General features: G+C 65.4%; 14 protein-coding genes. 1 reads left to right on the top strand and 13 read right to left on the bottom strand.

From position 1 onward, the window contains the following. Window positions 1–352 precede the first annotated feature (352 nt). Window positions 353–1,051: an urea ABC transporter ATP-binding subunit UrtE gene (gene urtE / locus Q7V46_RS02190; protein ID WP_304911857.1), complete on the top strand. Its 699-nt coding sequence runs from the start codon at window positions 353–355 to the stop codon at window positions 1,049–1,051. Between the two features lie 21 nt (window positions 1,052–1,072). On the opposite strand, the gene Q7V46_RS02195 is transcribed toward urtE, so the two are convergent. The 13 genes from Q7V46_RS02195 to Q7V46_RS02255 form a co-directional block, all read right to left on the bottom strand. Further along, window positions 1,073–2,764, bottom strand: coding sequence for a tetratricopeptide repeat protein (locus Q7V46_RS02195; RefSeq protein WP_304911858.1), 1,692 nt, complete (start codon window positions 2,762–2,764; stop codon window positions 1,073–1,075). A gap of 588 nt (window positions 2,765–3,352) precedes the next feature. Beyond that, window positions 3,353–4,183 (bottom strand): urease accessory protein UreD, encoded by an 831-nt coding sequence (locus Q7V46_RS02200; RefSeq protein WP_304911859.1) that lies wholly within the window; start codon window positions 4,181–4,183, stop codon window positions 3,353–3,355. Window positions 4,184–4,223: 40 nt separating this feature from the next. Next, a complete protein-coding gene (locus tag Q7V46_RS02205) occupies window positions 4,224–5,612 on the bottom strand; it encodes an FAD-binding oxidoreductase (protein ID WP_304911860.1) in 1,389 nt (462 codons plus the stop codon). 81 nt (window positions 5,613–5,693) lie between these two features. Continuing rightward, window positions 5,694–6,638 (bottom strand): ABC transporter permease, encoded by a 945-nt coding sequence (locus Q7V46_RS02210; protein ID WP_304911861.1) that lies wholly within the window; start codon window positions 6,636–6,638, stop codon window positions 5,694–5,696. Continuing rightward, window positions 6,635–7,438, bottom strand: coding sequence for an ABC transporter ATP-binding protein (locus Q7V46_RS02215; protein WP_304911862.1), 804 nt, complete (start codon window positions 7,436–7,438; stop codon window positions 6,635–6,637). Before Q7V46_RS02215 ends, Q7V46_RS02210 begins: the two co-directional genes overlap by 4 nt. 85 nt (window positions 7,439–7,523) lie before the next feature. Beyond that, a complete protein-coding gene (locus Q7V46_RS02220; RefSeq protein ID WP_304911863.1) occupies window positions 7,524–8,516 on the bottom strand; it encodes an ABC transporter substrate-binding protein in 993 nt (330 codons plus the stop codon). Between the two features lie 66 nt (window positions 8,517–8,582). Then, window positions 8,583–9,437 (bottom strand): creatininase family protein, encoded by an 855-nt coding sequence (locus Q7V46_RS02225; RefSeq protein WP_304911864.1) that lies wholly within the window; start codon window positions 9,435–9,437, stop codon window positions 8,583–8,585. A gap of 37 nt (window positions 9,438–9,474) precedes the next feature. Further along, window positions 9,475–9,933, bottom strand: a complete 459-nt coding sequence (locus tag Q7V46_RS02230; protein WP_304911865.1) for a RidA family protein — start codon at window positions 9,931–9,933, stop codon at window positions 9,475–9,477. Beyond that, complete coding sequence (locus Q7V46_RS02235; protein WP_304912026.1) at window positions 9,930–11,225, bottom strand: amidohydrolase family protein; 1,296 nt, start codon at window positions 11,223–11,225, stop codon at window positions 9,930–9,932. The genes Q7V46_RS02230 and Q7V46_RS02235 overlap by 4 nt, the downstream gene beginning before the upstream one ends. A gap of 5 nt (window positions 11,226–11,230) precedes the next feature. Continuing rightward, on the bottom strand, window positions 11,231–11,818 hold the full coding sequence (locus Q7V46_RS02240; RefSeq protein WP_304911866.1) for an NAD(P)H-dependent oxidoreductase: 588 nt from the start codon (window positions 11,816–11,818) through the stop codon (window positions 11,231–11,233). 163 nt (window positions 11,819–11,981) lie between these two features. Then, a complete protein-coding gene (locus Q7V46_RS02245) occupies window positions 11,982–12,638 on the bottom strand; it encodes a TetR/AcrR family transcriptional regulator (RefSeq protein ID WP_304911867.1) in 657 nt (218 codons plus the stop codon). 58 nt (window positions 12,639–12,696) lie between these two features. Further along, the gene (locus Q7V46_RS02250) at window positions 12,697–13,131 is read right to left on the bottom strand and encodes a VOC family protein (protein ID WP_304911868.1); all 435 of its coding nucleotides are present in this window, start codon (window positions 13,129–13,131) and stop codon (window positions 12,697–12,699) included. Beyond that, window positions 13,128–14,108 carry an isopenicillin N synthase family oxygenase gene (locus tag Q7V46_RS02255; RefSeq protein ID WP_304911869.1) on the bottom strand — a complete coding sequence of 327 codons (981 nt, stop codon included), beginning with the start codon at window positions 14,106–14,108 and terminating at the stop codon, window positions 13,128–13,130. The genes Q7V46_RS02250 and Q7V46_RS02255 overlap by 4 nt, the downstream gene beginning before the upstream one ends. Window position 14,109 lies beyond the last annotated feature (1 nt).

Consider the following 14,109-nt stretch of genomic DNA (forward strand, 5'->3'; position numbering starts at 1 on the left):
AACTTGGCTGGCGTGGCCCCTCACCCCGACCCTCTCCCCCAGAGGGGCGAGGGAGTGAAGGCACGGTCTCCGAGAGGGGTAGTCCGATCCCGATCCCGCCTTTGCCGTGTGGCCGGGCTGAGCAGCGCAGCGGCGTGGGGATCAGAAATTCGCATGTCCGAAGGCCGCGCAGCGGACAAGTTTGCGAATTTCCCCCACGACGCGAGCAGCGCAAGGAAGCCCGAAGGGCCCCGGACTTCGGCTCGCCTTTCTTTGGGTTACCTTTCTTTGGCGAAGCAAAGAAAGGTAACTCGGCCGCCGGGCCGAGACCCGGCACGACACGACAGCCAGTCTGGCTGAAAAGGAACAGCAGATGAGCCTCCTAGAAGCCAAAGACATCAACCAGTACTACGGCGGCAGCCACATCCTGCGCAACGTCAGCCTGCAAGCCGAACTCGGCCAGGTCACCGTGGTGCTTGGCCGCAACGGCGTGGGCAAGACCACGCTGCTCAAATCGCTCATGGGCCTGGTGCCGATCAAGAGCGGCAGCATCACGCTCGATGGCGTGGCCATCGACAAGGCCACGCCCTACGAGCGCGCCCGCATGGGCGTGGGCTTCGTGCCGCAGGGGCGTGAGATCTTCGGGCGGCTCACGGTGCAGGAAAACCTGCTCATGGGGCTGGCTTACAAGAAGGGCAGCACGCCCATCCCAACTGAGCTGTTCGAGCTGTTCCCGGTGCTCAAGCAGATGCTGGGCCGCCGCGGTGGCGACCTTTCGGGTGGGCAGCAGCAGCAATTGGCGATTGCGCGCGCACTGGCGGCGGGACCGAAGTTGTTGATCCTGGACGAGCCCACCGAAGGCATTCAGCCCAACATCATCAAGGACATTGGCAAGGTCATCCGCATGCTGGCCGACCGCGGCAACATGGCGATCGTGCTGGTGGAGCAGTACTACGACTTCGCCGAGGAGCTGGCCGACCGCTATGTGGTGATGGAGCGTGGCGAGGTGATCGCCAGCGGGCCTGGCAGCGAGATGCAGGCCAAGGGGGTGCGCCAACTGGTCGCGATCTGAGTGCTATCTGTGCGCGATGGGTCAGCGCACGTATTCTTCTTCGACTACTGCTTCGCCTTCTCCCCTGGCCGGTTTGTAGCGGGTGGGCAGCGAGACAGCGCCAGGGGCTGTGCCTGCGGTGGTGTTTTCGCCCAGGCGGGCGTGGGGTGCGCTGGTGTCGTACTGGGCGCGCAGGCTTTCTATGCGCGCGCGCAGTTCATCTGCGTTGGGAATGCGGTCGGCGTAGCGCTGGAGCACCTGCCAGGCCGACTCGACGAGCTTGGCATTGAGCGTGCGCTCGCTCTCCGCCAGCAGTTGCACCACGGTGCCCTGGGGATCGCCTTTCAGGGTCAGCGTCATGGCCTGTTCGGTGATCTTCAGGATCTGGGTGTGCCCCTTGCGAATCCGGTCACTGAAGCTGGCGTTGCCCGTGGCGGCACAGGCCAGCAGCTCGGTCATGGCGCGGCTGGTGCAAAAGCGCATGCCCATGGCATCCACCGGGGATGTCATGTCTTCGATCGGTGTTGAGCGTGCAGCCAGACGCGTCAACAGACCCAGCAGGTTGCAGGCGGCCTCGAAGTCGAAGCCGGGATCGTAGATGCCCCGCACCATGTCGCGCACGTCGTTCAACACCTGCGAGGTCTGGTTCGCCTGCAGTGCCGCCAGCGTCTGGGCGATGCCCAGCAGGCGTTTGGGGCGTTCGGGTTCCCAGGCACGTTCGTGCAGGCGGGTGAGCTGATCGACGCAGCGCGCCAGGCCGCGCTGGTCGTTGTTGTCCAGCCGCGCAAAGGCAATCAGGACAACGGCTTGCGGATCGAACATCTTGGAGTCCAGCCCGATGCGGGTCGCGCGGTCGAGCAGTTCAAGGCCTTCGCTGCGCTCACCAGTGAAGTAGGCCAGCATGCCGTGCTTGAGCAGTCGGCTGATCGACGCGGGCGTGAGCGTGGTGGCCATCTTGAAGGTGGACAGCGCGTTCTGGAAGTTGCCGAGTTCGAACTGGGCGCGGCCCATCACGTCATAGGCGTCAACATACCCGGCGTCGTCCTGAATCAGGCTCTCCAGCGTGCCGACGGCGCGCGTGGTCTGGCCGGCCTCGAGCTGGGCACGGGCCACACCCAGGCGCGCCCAGGGCAGCGTCTTGGCCTCGATCACGGCCTCGTACAGTGCCTGCGCGTCGGCCACGCGACCATTGCGCAGCAGCAGCTCGGCGCCGATACGGGCTGCGTAGAGCCAGAACGGCTTGCGTGACTCGAAGCGCTCCATGCACAGGTTGCTGGCGAGCTCGAAGTCCTGTGCGTCGATGGCGGTGAAGATGTCGTGCAGCGCACGCTTTCGCAGACGCGCCTGCAGGATGCGGTCGTACAGTTTGGCGCCGGTGTGGGGTTTGAGCAGGTAGGCGTCCAGCGCCGACTCGGCAGCCTCGGCCACTTTGCTGTACGAGGCCTCGGCCGTGATCATCACGAACACGGTGTAGAACGGCAGCAACTGGTTGCGCCGCAGGTCGTCCAGCAGGTCCTGCCCCGAGCTGGATTCGCGCTCGAAGAACTGTTCGCAGATGACCACGTCAAAGGCGGCCACTTCCAGCTTGCGCCGTGCGTCACTCAACCGCGAACACTGCGCCACCGTGCCCAGGCCCAGCTCGCGCAACTGCGACACCAGAATGGCACGCGACTGTGGATTGCCCTCGATCACCAGCGCGGTGGCGTCGTGGAGCTGGTTGGGGGAAGCGAACATGCGACGGCGGGCTGTGCGTGGGCAGGACAGGGAGGGACAGGGCGTGTTGGCAAAGGCGAACGGTCTTTCGCACGCTGGATGGCGCCATTCTGCTGTCTTGAGACATTGCCGATGCAGCCAAAAGCACACAGAAAACCCCTTTTCTTCTCTTTCAGGGTGCGAAGCGTGATCTGCGACACGTGGCTGGGCTGCGCGCGGTTGCTTTGTTTTTCCGGAGGCTTGGTTTGGCCGGGTCTCGCCCCGGCGGGCGAGTGACTTTCTTTGCCAAAGAAAGTCACTAAAGAAAGGCGAGCCGAAGTCCGGGCCGCTGTGCGGTTCCTTGCGCTGCTCGCGTCGTGGGGGAAATTCGCAAACTTGTCCGCTGCGCGGCCTTCGGACATGCGAATTTCTGATCCCCACGCCGCTGCGCTGCTCAGCCCGGCCACACGGCACAAGCGGGATCGGGGTCGGGCTACCCCTCCAGCGCGAGGTGCCTCAATCCAGTGATACCGTCGGGCCGGCTTTGCCGGACGACTGGTATCGCCCCCTGGGGGTGACGCCGCAGGCGGCGCGGGGGGAGTCTATGCCTTGCGGCGCAGGGGGGTGTTCCTAGACCCTCCAGATGCGAGGCTGAACGGGGTTGAGCCCCCAGGCTGCCGGACGCATTGCCGCCCATGCGCGCTGGAACAAGGCCATCAGCGGCTCCACAACCGGCGCCACGGCGCGCACCGCCAGCACTTGGTCGTTGGGGCAGGTGGCGCCGGCCTGTACGTCTGTCGGGCCGTCCTGCAGAGCGCCTCGCACAACCTCCAGCAGGTGTTCGCGCCGCTCCCGGTTGAGCGCGCTGCCGGTGGCGAACCAGAAAGTGCCCAGGCAGCGCTGACCAGCCAGGCCCAGGGGCGACTGCATCAGGCGGGTGTCGGTGGCGTCGATGGTGGCCTGTTCCAGCCAGATCCCGGGCATCTCCAGCCGTTGCCGTAACCGGCCGCTGGTGTAGGGCTGATTCGCCAGGGGCAGGCCGAGGGCGGTCACGTCCCAGCCCATCATTTCGGCGCCCTCGGCCAGCGTGGCGCTCACCGCATTGAGGGCGTCGCATCCCGGGTAGGCAATGGCCTCCAGTGGGAGCCATTCCAGCCGTGCGCCAGCGTCGAGCGTGATGGCGATTTGCTGGGTGGCGCGGGCCTCGTCGGATGCATAGAAGCGTGTGGCGCCGGGTGTGCCCAGCATGGCGTGGGCGCCGGTGCCCACATGCAGCTTCACGTCCAGCAGGTCGCCGCCCACCAGGCCGCCGGGGGGGTGCACCACCACGTTGTGGCAGATGGCATCGCCTTCCGGGTACAGGCTCTTGAGGATGCGCAGCGGGCCGTTGTGCCGGTGCTGCAGCACGGTGCGTTGTTGTTCGAGCCGGTAGTCGAGTTGGAGTTGGGCGTGCCAGGGCATGCGGGGAGTTTACGGGGCCGCCTGCGCGACCCGTGGCCGCTCAGGCTGGCAGGGCTTCGACAGGCAGTGGCGCGGGATTGGGCTTCATCCAGCTTCGCAGCTTGCCGGGGTTGAGCAGGCCTTGTGGGTCGAAGCGGTGCTTCATTTTCACCACGGCTGGGTCCAGGTTGTTCTGCTTGCCGTCTTCCACGATATAGACGTGCGGGTTGTTGATTTGCACGCCCTGGTCGCGGTAAATCTGCATGATCTCGTTCAGCCGCGCCTCGGTGGTGTAGCGGATGAGCTGCAGGCCACTGCAGTTGAGTGCGCCTTCCTTGGTACGCAGGAATTCCAGGTGCATCATCACCTCGCCCGCCAGTTGGGTTTCCAGTGCACGCACCTGCGCCAGGTTGCGCGTGGGGTCAAAACCGCTCTGGATGTAGGTGAGGCTTTTGTCGACCTTCATGGCCACCAGGGTGGTGTGGTTCCACGTGTACTCGAGCAGCGTCTTGTTGCTGGCGGCCACCTCTTCAGCCGACTTGCGGTAGCTCACGTTGCCGCCGTGTTCCGCCACCATGGCGCGCATGCCGGCTTCCGAATGCGGCGCCACGATCACCAGCACGGCGTGGCAGCCTTTGGGTAAAAAATCGGCCAGCGCGGTGAAGTGGTCCGGGATGGGCGCACCCAGGAAGCAGACTTCTTTTTTCTCCAGACCGGGCGCGCTGCTGAAGCGGCTGGCGAAGTCCAGCGCAGCGTCGAACTCGGTGAAGGTGGCGATGCATTCGGACCAAGGCACGGCGGTGGTCAACGCCACCTCCAGCTCCAGCACGATGCCGTTGGTGCCGTAGGTGTGGTGGAGCAGCATGGCTTCTGCGCCGCTGAGTTCGATGATCTGCGGTTCGGGCTCCACCGTCATGGCGCGCACCGCGAGGATGTTGCCCGGCGCGGCCAGCGGGCCGTGGTTGATGGAACCGGCGCCGCCAAAGCCACCGCCGAACAGACCGCCCAGCGTGGCGCTCCGGTAGGTGGAAGGCAGCCAGCGCAGTTCCTTGCCATGTGGCCTGGCCTGCGCGTCGAATTCAGACAACCGGATGCCCGCCTGCGCACGGCCCACGCTGCCGCGCACCCAGCCAAAGGCGTTGTAGCCGCTCATGTCCAGGATCACGCCGCCCTGCAGCGGCACGCACTGGCCGTAGTTGCCGGTGCCAGTGCCGCGCACGGTGATGGGAATCGACAGCCGTGCGCAGGTGGCCACCACCTGCCGGATCTCGTCTTCGGTGCGCGGGCGCACGGCAATGTCACCGCGCTTGCCTTGCAGCGCTTCCTTGAGCACCGGGCTGAACCAGGCAAAGTCTTGCGACAGCCGGGCCAGCCGCTGGGGTTCGGTGATCCAGTCGAGCGCAGGCAGTTCGCGGACGAGTTGCTGGACGGATTCGATGTGCTGGCTCATGGTGCGCTCCTTGTGGCCGCAGACCCGCCCGGTGCGTTCACCGAAGGCCGGATGCGGCGGGGTTTTGAATGGATAGGGGTTTCAGTCGTGCGAGGTTTCGCTGGCGTGCCAGCCACCCAGGGCCTTTTTCGACAGCCAGGCCATGGCCACAAACAGCGCCACGCCAGTTAGCGAGATCAGCAGCAAGGCCGCGAACATGCGCGGGATGTTGAGCTGGAAGCCGGCCTGCAGGATCTGGTAGGCCAGGCCCGCACCGGTGCCGCCGGTGCCGGCCACGAATTCGGCCACCACCGCGCCAATCAGGGCCAGCCCGCTGGAAATGCGCAGGCCGCCAAAAAAGTAGGGCAGAGCGCTGGGAATGCGCAGGCGGATCAGCGTCTGCAGCCGCGTGGCGCGGTTGAGCTGGAAGTAGCTTTGCAAATCAGGGTCCACGCTGCGCAAGCCCAGCGTGGTGTTGCTGATGATGGGGAACAACGCCACCAGCGAAGCGCAGATCACCATCGACAGCGTGGGGTCGCGCACCCAGATGATGATCAGCGGCGCCACCGCCACGATGGGGGTGACCTGCAGCAGCACCGCGTAGGGAAACAGCGCGGTCTCGATCGCCTTGCTCTGCACGAAGAGGAAAGAAATGAGCACGCCCACCACGGTGGCGGCCACGAAGGCCAGCAGTGTGATCTTCACGGTCACGGCCAGCGAGGCGCCTAGCGAGGCCCAGTCGGTGATCAGGGTCTGCATCATCAGCAGTGGCGAGGGCACCAGGTAGGGCGGTAGCTCCATGCCGGTGACCAGGCCCTGCCACAGCACCAGGAGCACCACGCCCACCAGCACCGGGTAGGCGATACGTTGCACCCGTGGCTGGAAGAGCAGGGGCCTGGCTGCGGGCTGGGTAGTGCGTGGTTTAAGCGGTGCGTCGCGCGATGCAGCGGGTGGTGGCGGCATCAGGGAAGTGGCGGTGCCCGCATGCGTGTGGGTCGATGAGCCCGTCTTCAGGTCGGTCGGCGCGGCAGCGGTCAGGGTGTTCATGGCTGCACCTCTTCGGTGGACTGGCTGGCGCGCAGCAGGCTGTCCTGCAGCTGCTTGGCGTGCCGCGAAAACTGTGGCGAGACGAGGAAGTCCGGTGTGCGCGGGTAGGGCTCGTCGATGTGGAACTCTTCCACCACGCGGCCGGGGCGCGCCGCCATCATCACCACGCGGGTAGACAGGAACACCGCCTCGTGAATGGAGTGGGTGACGAAAATGACGGTGAGTTTTTTCTTGCGCCACAGGTCCAGCAGTTCGGCGTCGAGCTTGTGGCGGGTGATCTCGTCGAGCGCGCCGAAGGGTTCGTCCATGAGCAACAGGTCGGGCTGCGTGACCAGGCCACGCGCGATCGACACGCGCATCTGCATGCCGCCTGAGAGCGAACGGGGCAGGTCGCCCGCAAACTTTGACAAACCGACCAGCGCCAGTGCCTCTTCCACCTGGGCGGTGGCCTGCGCTTTGGGCATGCCGGCCAGGTCCAGCGGCAGGCGCACATTGGCCTGCACACTGGCCCAGGGCATGAGCGTGGGTGACTGGAACACGAAAGCCATCTTCTTTCCACTGGCTTCCAGTTGCGCCACCGGCTTGCGCCACAGGTGCAGCCTGCCATCGGTGGGTTCCAGCAGGCCGGCCACCATCTTCAGCAAAGTGCTCTTGCCACAGCCCGACGGACCGAGCAGGGTCACAAATTCGCCTTCCTCGATGGTGAGATCCACCGGCAGCAGGGCCTGCGTGCCGTTGGGATAGGTCTTCTCGACGGATAGCACTTCCACGGCGGGGGCGGAGGCGTGAGGTGGGCTCATGGCTGGCCTTTCGATAGAGGCGGCAGACCCTCGCAGGGTCTGCCGCTGTTTCAGGGCGGGGTGATGCTGAATCGGCTGTCGCCGCTCAGGGCATGACCTTCGCGTCCTTGATGAAGGCGGTGTTGTAGGCTTCATCCATCTTCACTTTGGCCGGGTCGATCAGCTTGGTTTCCACCAGGAAGTCGTAGCTGGCCTTGGCACGCTCGGGTGTGATGATCCCGATGCCGGCCTTGCCCGCGTCGCCGCCGGTGACCATCTCAAGCTCCTTGAGCTTGCTCACGCTGTAGGCGAGTTGCTCGTCGGTCATGTTGGGGTTGTCCTTCTTGATGAGCACGTTGCCAGGGGCTGGGTCGGCCAGGTAGCTCTTCCAGCCTTCCATGGTGGCCTTGACGAAGTTGCCCACAGCGACGCTGCGGTCCTTCACCGTTTTCTCCATGCAGGAGATGGTGGTGGCGTAGGCGGGGTAACCCTGGTCACTGAACATGAGCGTGTTGGCCTTCACGCCGGCCTTGGCAATGGCGAAGGGTTCGGACGTGAGGTAGCCCTGCTGTGCCACGTTCTTGTCGGCCACGAAGGGCTGGATGTTGAAGGTGTAGGGGCGGGTCTGGGAATCGGTGAAACCGTACTTGGCCTTGAGCCAGGGCCAGTAGCCGCGCTGGGCGGAAGACGCAATCAGGATGGTCTTGCCCTTGAGGTCTTCAAACTTGGTGACGTCTTCGTGCGCGATCAGCACCTGAGGGTCTTTCTGGAACACCGCTGCCAGCGTGACGACGGGCACACCGCCTTCGCGCATCTGGATCATTTGCAGATCACTTGATCCCATCACGCATTCGGCCTGGCCGGCGGCCATCATCTGCACGATATTGACCTGCGGGCCACCCATCTTGATGGTGACATCCAGGCCGTATTTTTTGTAGATGCCGGTGGCCACCGCTTGGTAGAAGCCGCCGTGCTCGGCCTGCGCATACCAGTTGGTCATGTAGGTGAATTTTTCCTGTGCGTGTGCGGTGCTGGCGGCACCCAGGCTCAGCAACAGGGCGGAAGCGATCGTGGTGAGACGAGCGGTGGACTTCTTCATGGCAGGCTCCGGTGGGGGTGGAAAGAAAGGAACAACGGGAAAAGGGGGAACAGAAATCGGGAGAGTTCAGAGCGAGGTCTGCACGTGGCCGGTGTGTTGTGCGCGGCCCCAGGTGGGTTCGGCCCGCGGCGCCCATTCCAGGGTGTGCAGCTCGGAGATGGCGGCGGCCCAGCTCTCGGCCAGGGAATCCAGAATGGCCAGGCCCTGCGCCGGCGTGGCGGGCAGCGGGTCGCCGATGATCCCGCTGGGGCCGAAGTCGCGCGCGCTCCAGGCACAGGCGGGTCGGCCGTCGGGCGAGAGCAAGGGCGAAGGGAAGGCGGGCGGGTAGTTCACCACGGCGCGGTCCATGCGAACGGTCTCGGGTGCCAGTGCCAGCATCAGCGCAGTCTCGGCATGGCCGGCGTGCATGGCCAGCTTCTTTTCCTTTTCTGACAGGTACTGCCCCGCAACGTGCGGCACGCGCCAGGTGAAGCTGGGCACCACAATGAAATCGCCATGGCGCAGCCGCAATTCGCGCGCTGACATCTCCATCACCTGCGGCTGACCGCCGTGGCCGTTGACGATGAGCAGCTTGCGAAAACCTGCGCGGTAGACCGACTCGCCCACTTCGTTCATGGTGGCCAGCAGGGTTTCGCCGCTGAGCGTGATGGTGCCGGGAAAGTGCAGGTGCTCTTCGGACTTGCCATAGGTGATGGGCGCCATGGCATACGCCGGCACAGAAGCCGGCAGGCGCGCCAGTGCATGGCCGATCACGCCGGCAGCGATCACCGTGTCCACCGCGCAGGGCAGGTGCGGCCCGTGCTGCTCAGTGGCGCCGGTGGGCAGCACGATCACGGTGTTGGCCTTGTCGGGCAGGTCGGCGATTTCGGTCCAGCTCAGGTAGGGCAGGAAGCGGTGGGGTGGGTTGTAGCCGTGGAGCATGGGGTTTCTCGGAAGGGGTGTCGCAAGAGAGTGGGGTTCAGCGCAGGGGCAGCCAGGCGGTGGCTTCCACTTCGATCAGGATGTCGGCGGTGGGCAGCATGGCGCTGACTTCCACCACGGTGGAGGCCGGTGGCTCGCCGGGGAAAAACAGCTTGCGCACGCCGCTGTAGCGCGGGAAGTGGTCCAGCTGCTTGAAGTACTGCACCAGCTTGAACACGTCGCTCATCTGGCCACCGGCGGCTTCCATGGTTTGCCGGATGCTGTTGAGCACGTACCAGCTCTGCGCCAGGATGGGGCCGTCCTTGGTGTCGCTGCTGAACTCGCCGGTACGCCCGATCAGGTCGGCGGCCTCTGCCGGGATGTCGTCAAAGCCGCGCACGATGCGTCCAGCTGATGGGTCGACCGCGATCACGCCGGACAGGAAGACGAAGTCACCCGCGCGGCGCCAGGCGGCGTAGCGGGCCAGGGGCTGGGCGATGCCGGGGGATGTGTTCATGATGCCTCCTGGTTGGCGTGACCGGTCGCCCAGGTCGCAGGTACCTGGCCGCTGATGACATGGCCGCCGCGCAAGACCACGCGCGCCTGGCTGCGAGAAGGAAAACCCCAGGCGTTGGCTGCGGTGAACACCAGCAGATCGGCACTGTCGCCAGGTCGCAGTGGCAACTTCGCCGGGCCGCGCCGAAGCCAGTCGCTGCGGCACAGCGCTTCGCTCCAGCGGTCGAACGGCGCATCGAGTTGCGCCGCTGTGACGCCGCTCGCCAGCGCTTCCAGCGGGTCGAAGCTGCCCACCGGGCAGAACGGGTCCTGCACGTTGTCGCTCGCCACCAGCACCGGAATGCCGCGCTCTCGCGCTTCCTTCACCAGGGTGATGCCGCGCTGGCGCGGTGTGCGGCCGGTGGTGGCGTCCTGCAGCAGCAGGTTGGTGATGGGCAGGGTCACCAGCGTGATGGGCGTGGCAGCCACCGCATCGAGCGTGGCCAGCGCGGTGGCTTCTTCCTGCGCGGCCAGTGCACAGGTATGTCCGCAGACCACATGACCTTCGAAGTGCATCTCATGCACGATGTACGCTGTGGTGGCCAGACCGGCTGCGGCGGGGTTGATTTCTTCGTCCACGTGCAGGTCCACGTTCAGGCCGTGCTGCTGCGCCGCTTCGAACAGGTGGCGCAAGGCCTGCGGGTCCCAATTGGTGGAATGCACGAAGCCGCCCAGCAGCGCGCCTGGGCCGCTGCGCGCCACGGTGGCTGCCAGCGCCTGAGCGGTGGAACGGTCGGCATAGAGGTGGAGCGGGATCAGGCTCACGCGCTCCAGCGTGATGCGGCCGGACCATTCTTCCCCCAACTCGCGCAGCACCGACCAGGCCAGCGGCTGCGCGTCGGGCTCCCACCAGTCGCAGTGGGTGCGCAGATGGGTCACGCCCGCTTCATAGGCCCATTTCAGGGCACGACCGGCACGCTCGCGCACGTCGGCTTCTGTCCAGCTTCGGCGGTCGACCATCATGGCCTCTATCGCGCCCAGCAAGCCCGGTTGCACAACGCCCATCCGGGGCAGGGTGAAGGCCTTGTCCAGGTGAGTGTGAGCGTCCACGAGGCCAGGCAGAACCAGCGCTCCGTTGAGGTCCCAGCATTCATCTGACATTTCGCCCGGCGCCTGGTGCGGCTGAACGCTTTGCACGCGGCCATGGGCCAGGCACAGGTCGGCCAGAGCCGGTTGCGATCCGGCGCTGGGCCAGGATGGCGGCAGCAACCAACGTGGCAGGCGTGCGCGTTGCAGCAGCGTGGGGGCGTGCATCGTGGTCATGCGAAGCGTGCCATGGCTCGACCGACTCTGTGGCGGAACGCGTCCAGCCCGGGCGTGGTGGCCACGTTCATGTGGTAGTAGGCGTGGTAGTCCACACGCGCCCGCCCACCGGTGAGCAGGCGCATGTAGCGCGTGACCGACTTGCGCGGCGGGTCGCCCATGAGCAGGGCGGTCCAGCGCGGGCGGCCATAGGTCACCACTGCCGAGATGCGCCTGATGTGGGTGAGCGAGGGTTTGACGTGGTTCGTATCGCTGATGTCGAAAGCCACGCCGGGCATCAGCACACGGTCGAAGAAGCCCTTGAGCATGGCCGGCATGCCGAAGCACCAGGTAGGGAAGCAGAACACCACCGCTTCGGCCCACAGCAGTCGATCCACATAGCCCTGCACCGGTTCGCGGTTGCTGGGCACCTCGTGATAGCCCAGGCGTTCCTCGCGCGAGAGCACGGGGTTGAAGCCTTCGGCATACAGATCGCAGTCGTCCACTTCATGGCCCGCGCTGCGCAGCCCGGCCAGCACCTCGGTGTGCAGGGCGGCGTTGTAGCTGGTTTCCACCGGGTGGCAATAGATGACGAGTACGCGCATGGCAGGGGGTTGGGAAATGTTTGAACGATTGGTCAAACTTTCGCAAGTGCCGTGCCAACCCGCTGAGAGGGTCACAAAGGCGTTTCAGGGGCTTCGGCGCCTCGCAGACGCGCGCAGATGCACCGCGCACGGGCCGATGGTGCGCAGGGAAAGAGTGGGTGCGTCAGTCTGGTGCGAGACCGCAGCCGAGCAGCACAAATGTGGTGAGCTCGCGGGCGATGGGTTCGCGGTCCAGTGGTTCATCAGGGCCCAGGCCCAGCATCACTTGCACCTGTACGGCATAGTCGGCGAAGTGCTGGGTCATGCCCCAGATCTGCATGAGCAGTAGGCGTGCGTCCAGCGGGCGCAGCCTGCCCTCGGTGATCCATCGTTCGATCACATCGACCTTTTGCTGGGTGGATTTCACCGCCACCGGCCAGTAGCGGCCCAGGTTGCGGCCGCCGCCCAGCACCTCGCTGGTGAAGATGCGCGAGAGGCCGGGGTTGTCCAGCGCGTAATCCAGCTTCTTGCGCACGTAGTGACTCAGCACCTGTTTGGGGTCGTCACTCTCGATATCGAAAGCGAACGCGCTGGACCAGCCGTTGAGCACCGAGTACAGCAGGTCTTCGTAGAGCTCTTCCTTGCTGCTGATGTAGTAGTGCAGGTGCGGCTTGGTCAGGCCGGCTCGCTCGGCGATCGCCTTGGTGGAGGCACCCTTGAACCCGTGACGACTGAACTCGGTGATGGCGGCCTCCCGGATGGTGGCCAGCATGCGCTCGCGCCCTGGTTTGTTTCGACCAGCGAGGCTATCGGTGAGGGCGTCGTCTTCGGGTACGGTCATGGCTGGAGGATAGCGCGACACGTACAGGTGGTGCAGACCGAAGCAGCGCAAATCAGATTCATTGCGGCAGTTGCAGCGATGGCGCCGTGACCCCTGCCGGCAGCTCGCTCGCGCTCAGGCGAAACACGTGGTCCTCCGGATCGCTCACCACCGCCTGCCATTCGCGGTAGTAGGTGGCGTAGGGGCCCTTGATCACGCGCCCGCCCAGTGCCTGCACGCGTGTCGTGGCTTCGCTCACGGCTGCGGCGCTGTCCAGCATGAACGTGGCGTAGGTGGTGACAGCGCCTTTCGCATTGCTGGCTGGAGCACGGTCGCTCAGGCTCAGCAGGCCGTAGGCAGGCGGCGCATGGAAGCCGAACTGGAACGTCGGCGAGGCCAGCGCGCAGTAGATGGGCGAACGGCTGTGCGTGGCTTCTTCCAGGCCCAGCAGGGCCTGATAAAAGCGCAGCTGCTGCGCAATATCGTGGCAGAAGAGGTTCACAAAGAGCTTCATGCGACCTCGCTCTGCTCGGTGGCTTGCTTCATGCCGTAGGTCCTCTGGTACATCTCGTTGAGGTGTTCACCGGCGGTGCAGGGCGGGTACTTCGGTTGTTCGCCCGGAGGCACCGTGCCCGGTACCGCTTCGATGCGCGCGAAGAATTCTGGCTCGTAGAAGAACGGGATTGAATAGCGCGGCGCACCGCCCGAATGCATATTGCGCACGCGGTGCGGGTTGGAGTGGTACAGGCCGTTGGTCCAGCGCGGAATCATGTCGCCCAGGTTGACGACGAAACAGCCTTCGATCGGCGTGGCGCGCACCCAGGTTCCATCGGGCATCTGCACTTCAAGTCCGCCGTGAGCGTCTTGTGCCAGTATGGTCACCGCGCCCCAATCGGTGTGCGCACCGGCACCAAAGGTGCGCTCGTCCGCGCCCTCCGGGTGGGCCGGATAGCGCGCCATACGCAAGGTCACCATGGGGTCCTTGCACGAAGCATCGAAGTGGTCCTCTGGCAATTCCAGTGACAGCGCCAGCAATTGCATGAGCCTTAGCGACAGCGCGTTCATGGTGTCGATGTAGGCCTCGCAGAGGCCCTGCGCATGCGGAAGCTCTGCGGGCCACTGGCTGGGGCCGTAAGTCTGGTAGCCAGCCAGCACATAGGGGTGGTCAGCCGGCCAGTTCATGCCGCAGTAGAAGCTCTCCTTGAGGTCGGGCTTTGCGCTGGCGTCCAGCGTTTGTGCACCCAGCGCCTCGTAGCCGCGCATGATGGGTGAGTGCTTGATGGAGAGCGCTTCGCGCCGCTCCATGGGCAGCGCCATCAGTTCGCGGGCGATGTCGAACTGGCGCGCCACCACATCGGCCGGCACACCGTGGTTGCGGATGTAGAAGAAGCCCGCGCTCATGGCCGCTGCGCGCAGCTGCTGTGCCACCTCGGCACAGCGCGGGCCGCCCGGCGCCAGCGCGCCGCTCAGGTCGATGATGGGGATGCCCATG

The organism is Hydrogenophaga sp. (assembly GCF_030651625.1).
Taxonomy (GTDB): domain Bacteria; phylum Pseudomonadota; class Gammaproteobacteria; order Burkholderiales; family Burkholderiaceae_C; genus Hydrogenophaga.

What these genes read in the sequence shown, in the direction of transcription:
- urtE (WP_304911857.1), top strand. Translation starts at nt 353, where the DNA reads ATGAGCCTCCTAGAAGCCAAAGACATCAACCAGTACTACGGCGGCAGC.
- Q7V46_RS02195 (WP_304911858.1), bottom strand. Translation starts at nt 2,764, where the DNA reads ATGTTCGCTTCCCCCAACCAGCTCCACGACGCCACCGCGCTGGTGATC.
- Q7V46_RS02200 (WP_304911859.1), bottom strand. Translation starts at nt 4,183, where the DNA reads ATGCCCTGGCACGCCCAACTCCAACTCGACTACCGGCTCGAACAACAA.
- Q7V46_RS02205 (WP_304911860.1), bottom strand. Translation starts at nt 5,612, where the DNA reads ATGAGCCAGCACATCGAATCCGTCCAGCAACTCGTCCGCGAACTGCCT.
- Q7V46_RS02210 (WP_304911861.1), bottom strand. Translation starts at nt 6,638, where the DNA reads ATGAACACCCTGACCGCTGCCGCGCCGACCGACCTGAAGACGGGCTCA.
- Q7V46_RS02215 (WP_304911862.1), bottom strand. Translation starts at nt 7,438, where the DNA reads ATGAGCCCACCTCACGCCTCCGCCCCCGCCGTGGAAGTGCTATCCGTC.
- Q7V46_RS02220 (WP_304911863.1), bottom strand. Translation starts at nt 8,516, where the DNA reads ATGAAGAAGTCCACCGCTCGTCTCACCACGATCGCTTCCGCCCTGTTG.
- Q7V46_RS02225 (WP_304911864.1), bottom strand. Translation starts at nt 9,437, where the DNA reads ATGCTCCACGGCTACAACCCACCCCACCGCTTCCTGCCCTACCTGAGC.
- Q7V46_RS02230 (WP_304911865.1), bottom strand. Translation starts at nt 9,933, where the DNA reads ATGAACACATCCCCCGGCATCGCCCAGCCCCTGGCCCGCTACGCCGCC.
- Q7V46_RS02235 (WP_304912026.1), bottom strand. Translation starts at nt 11,225, where the DNA reads ATGCACGCCCCCACGCTGCTGCAACGCGCACGCCTGCCACGTTGGTTG.
- Q7V46_RS02240 (WP_304911866.1), bottom strand. Translation starts at nt 11,818, where the DNA reads ATGCGCGTACTCGTCATCTATTGCCACCCGGTGGAAACCAGCTACAAC.
- Q7V46_RS02245 (WP_304911867.1), bottom strand. Translation starts at nt 12,638, where the DNA reads ATGACCGTACCCGAAGACGACGCCCTCACCGATAGCCTCGCTGGTCGA.
- Q7V46_RS02250 (WP_304911868.1), bottom strand. Translation starts at nt 13,131, where the DNA reads ATGAAGCTCTTTGTGAACCTCTTCTGCCACGATATTGCGCAGCAGCTG.
- Q7V46_RS02255 (WP_304911869.1), bottom strand. Translation starts at nt 14,108, where the DNA reads ATGGGCATCCCCATCATCGACCTGAGCGGCGCGCTGGCGCCGGGCGGC.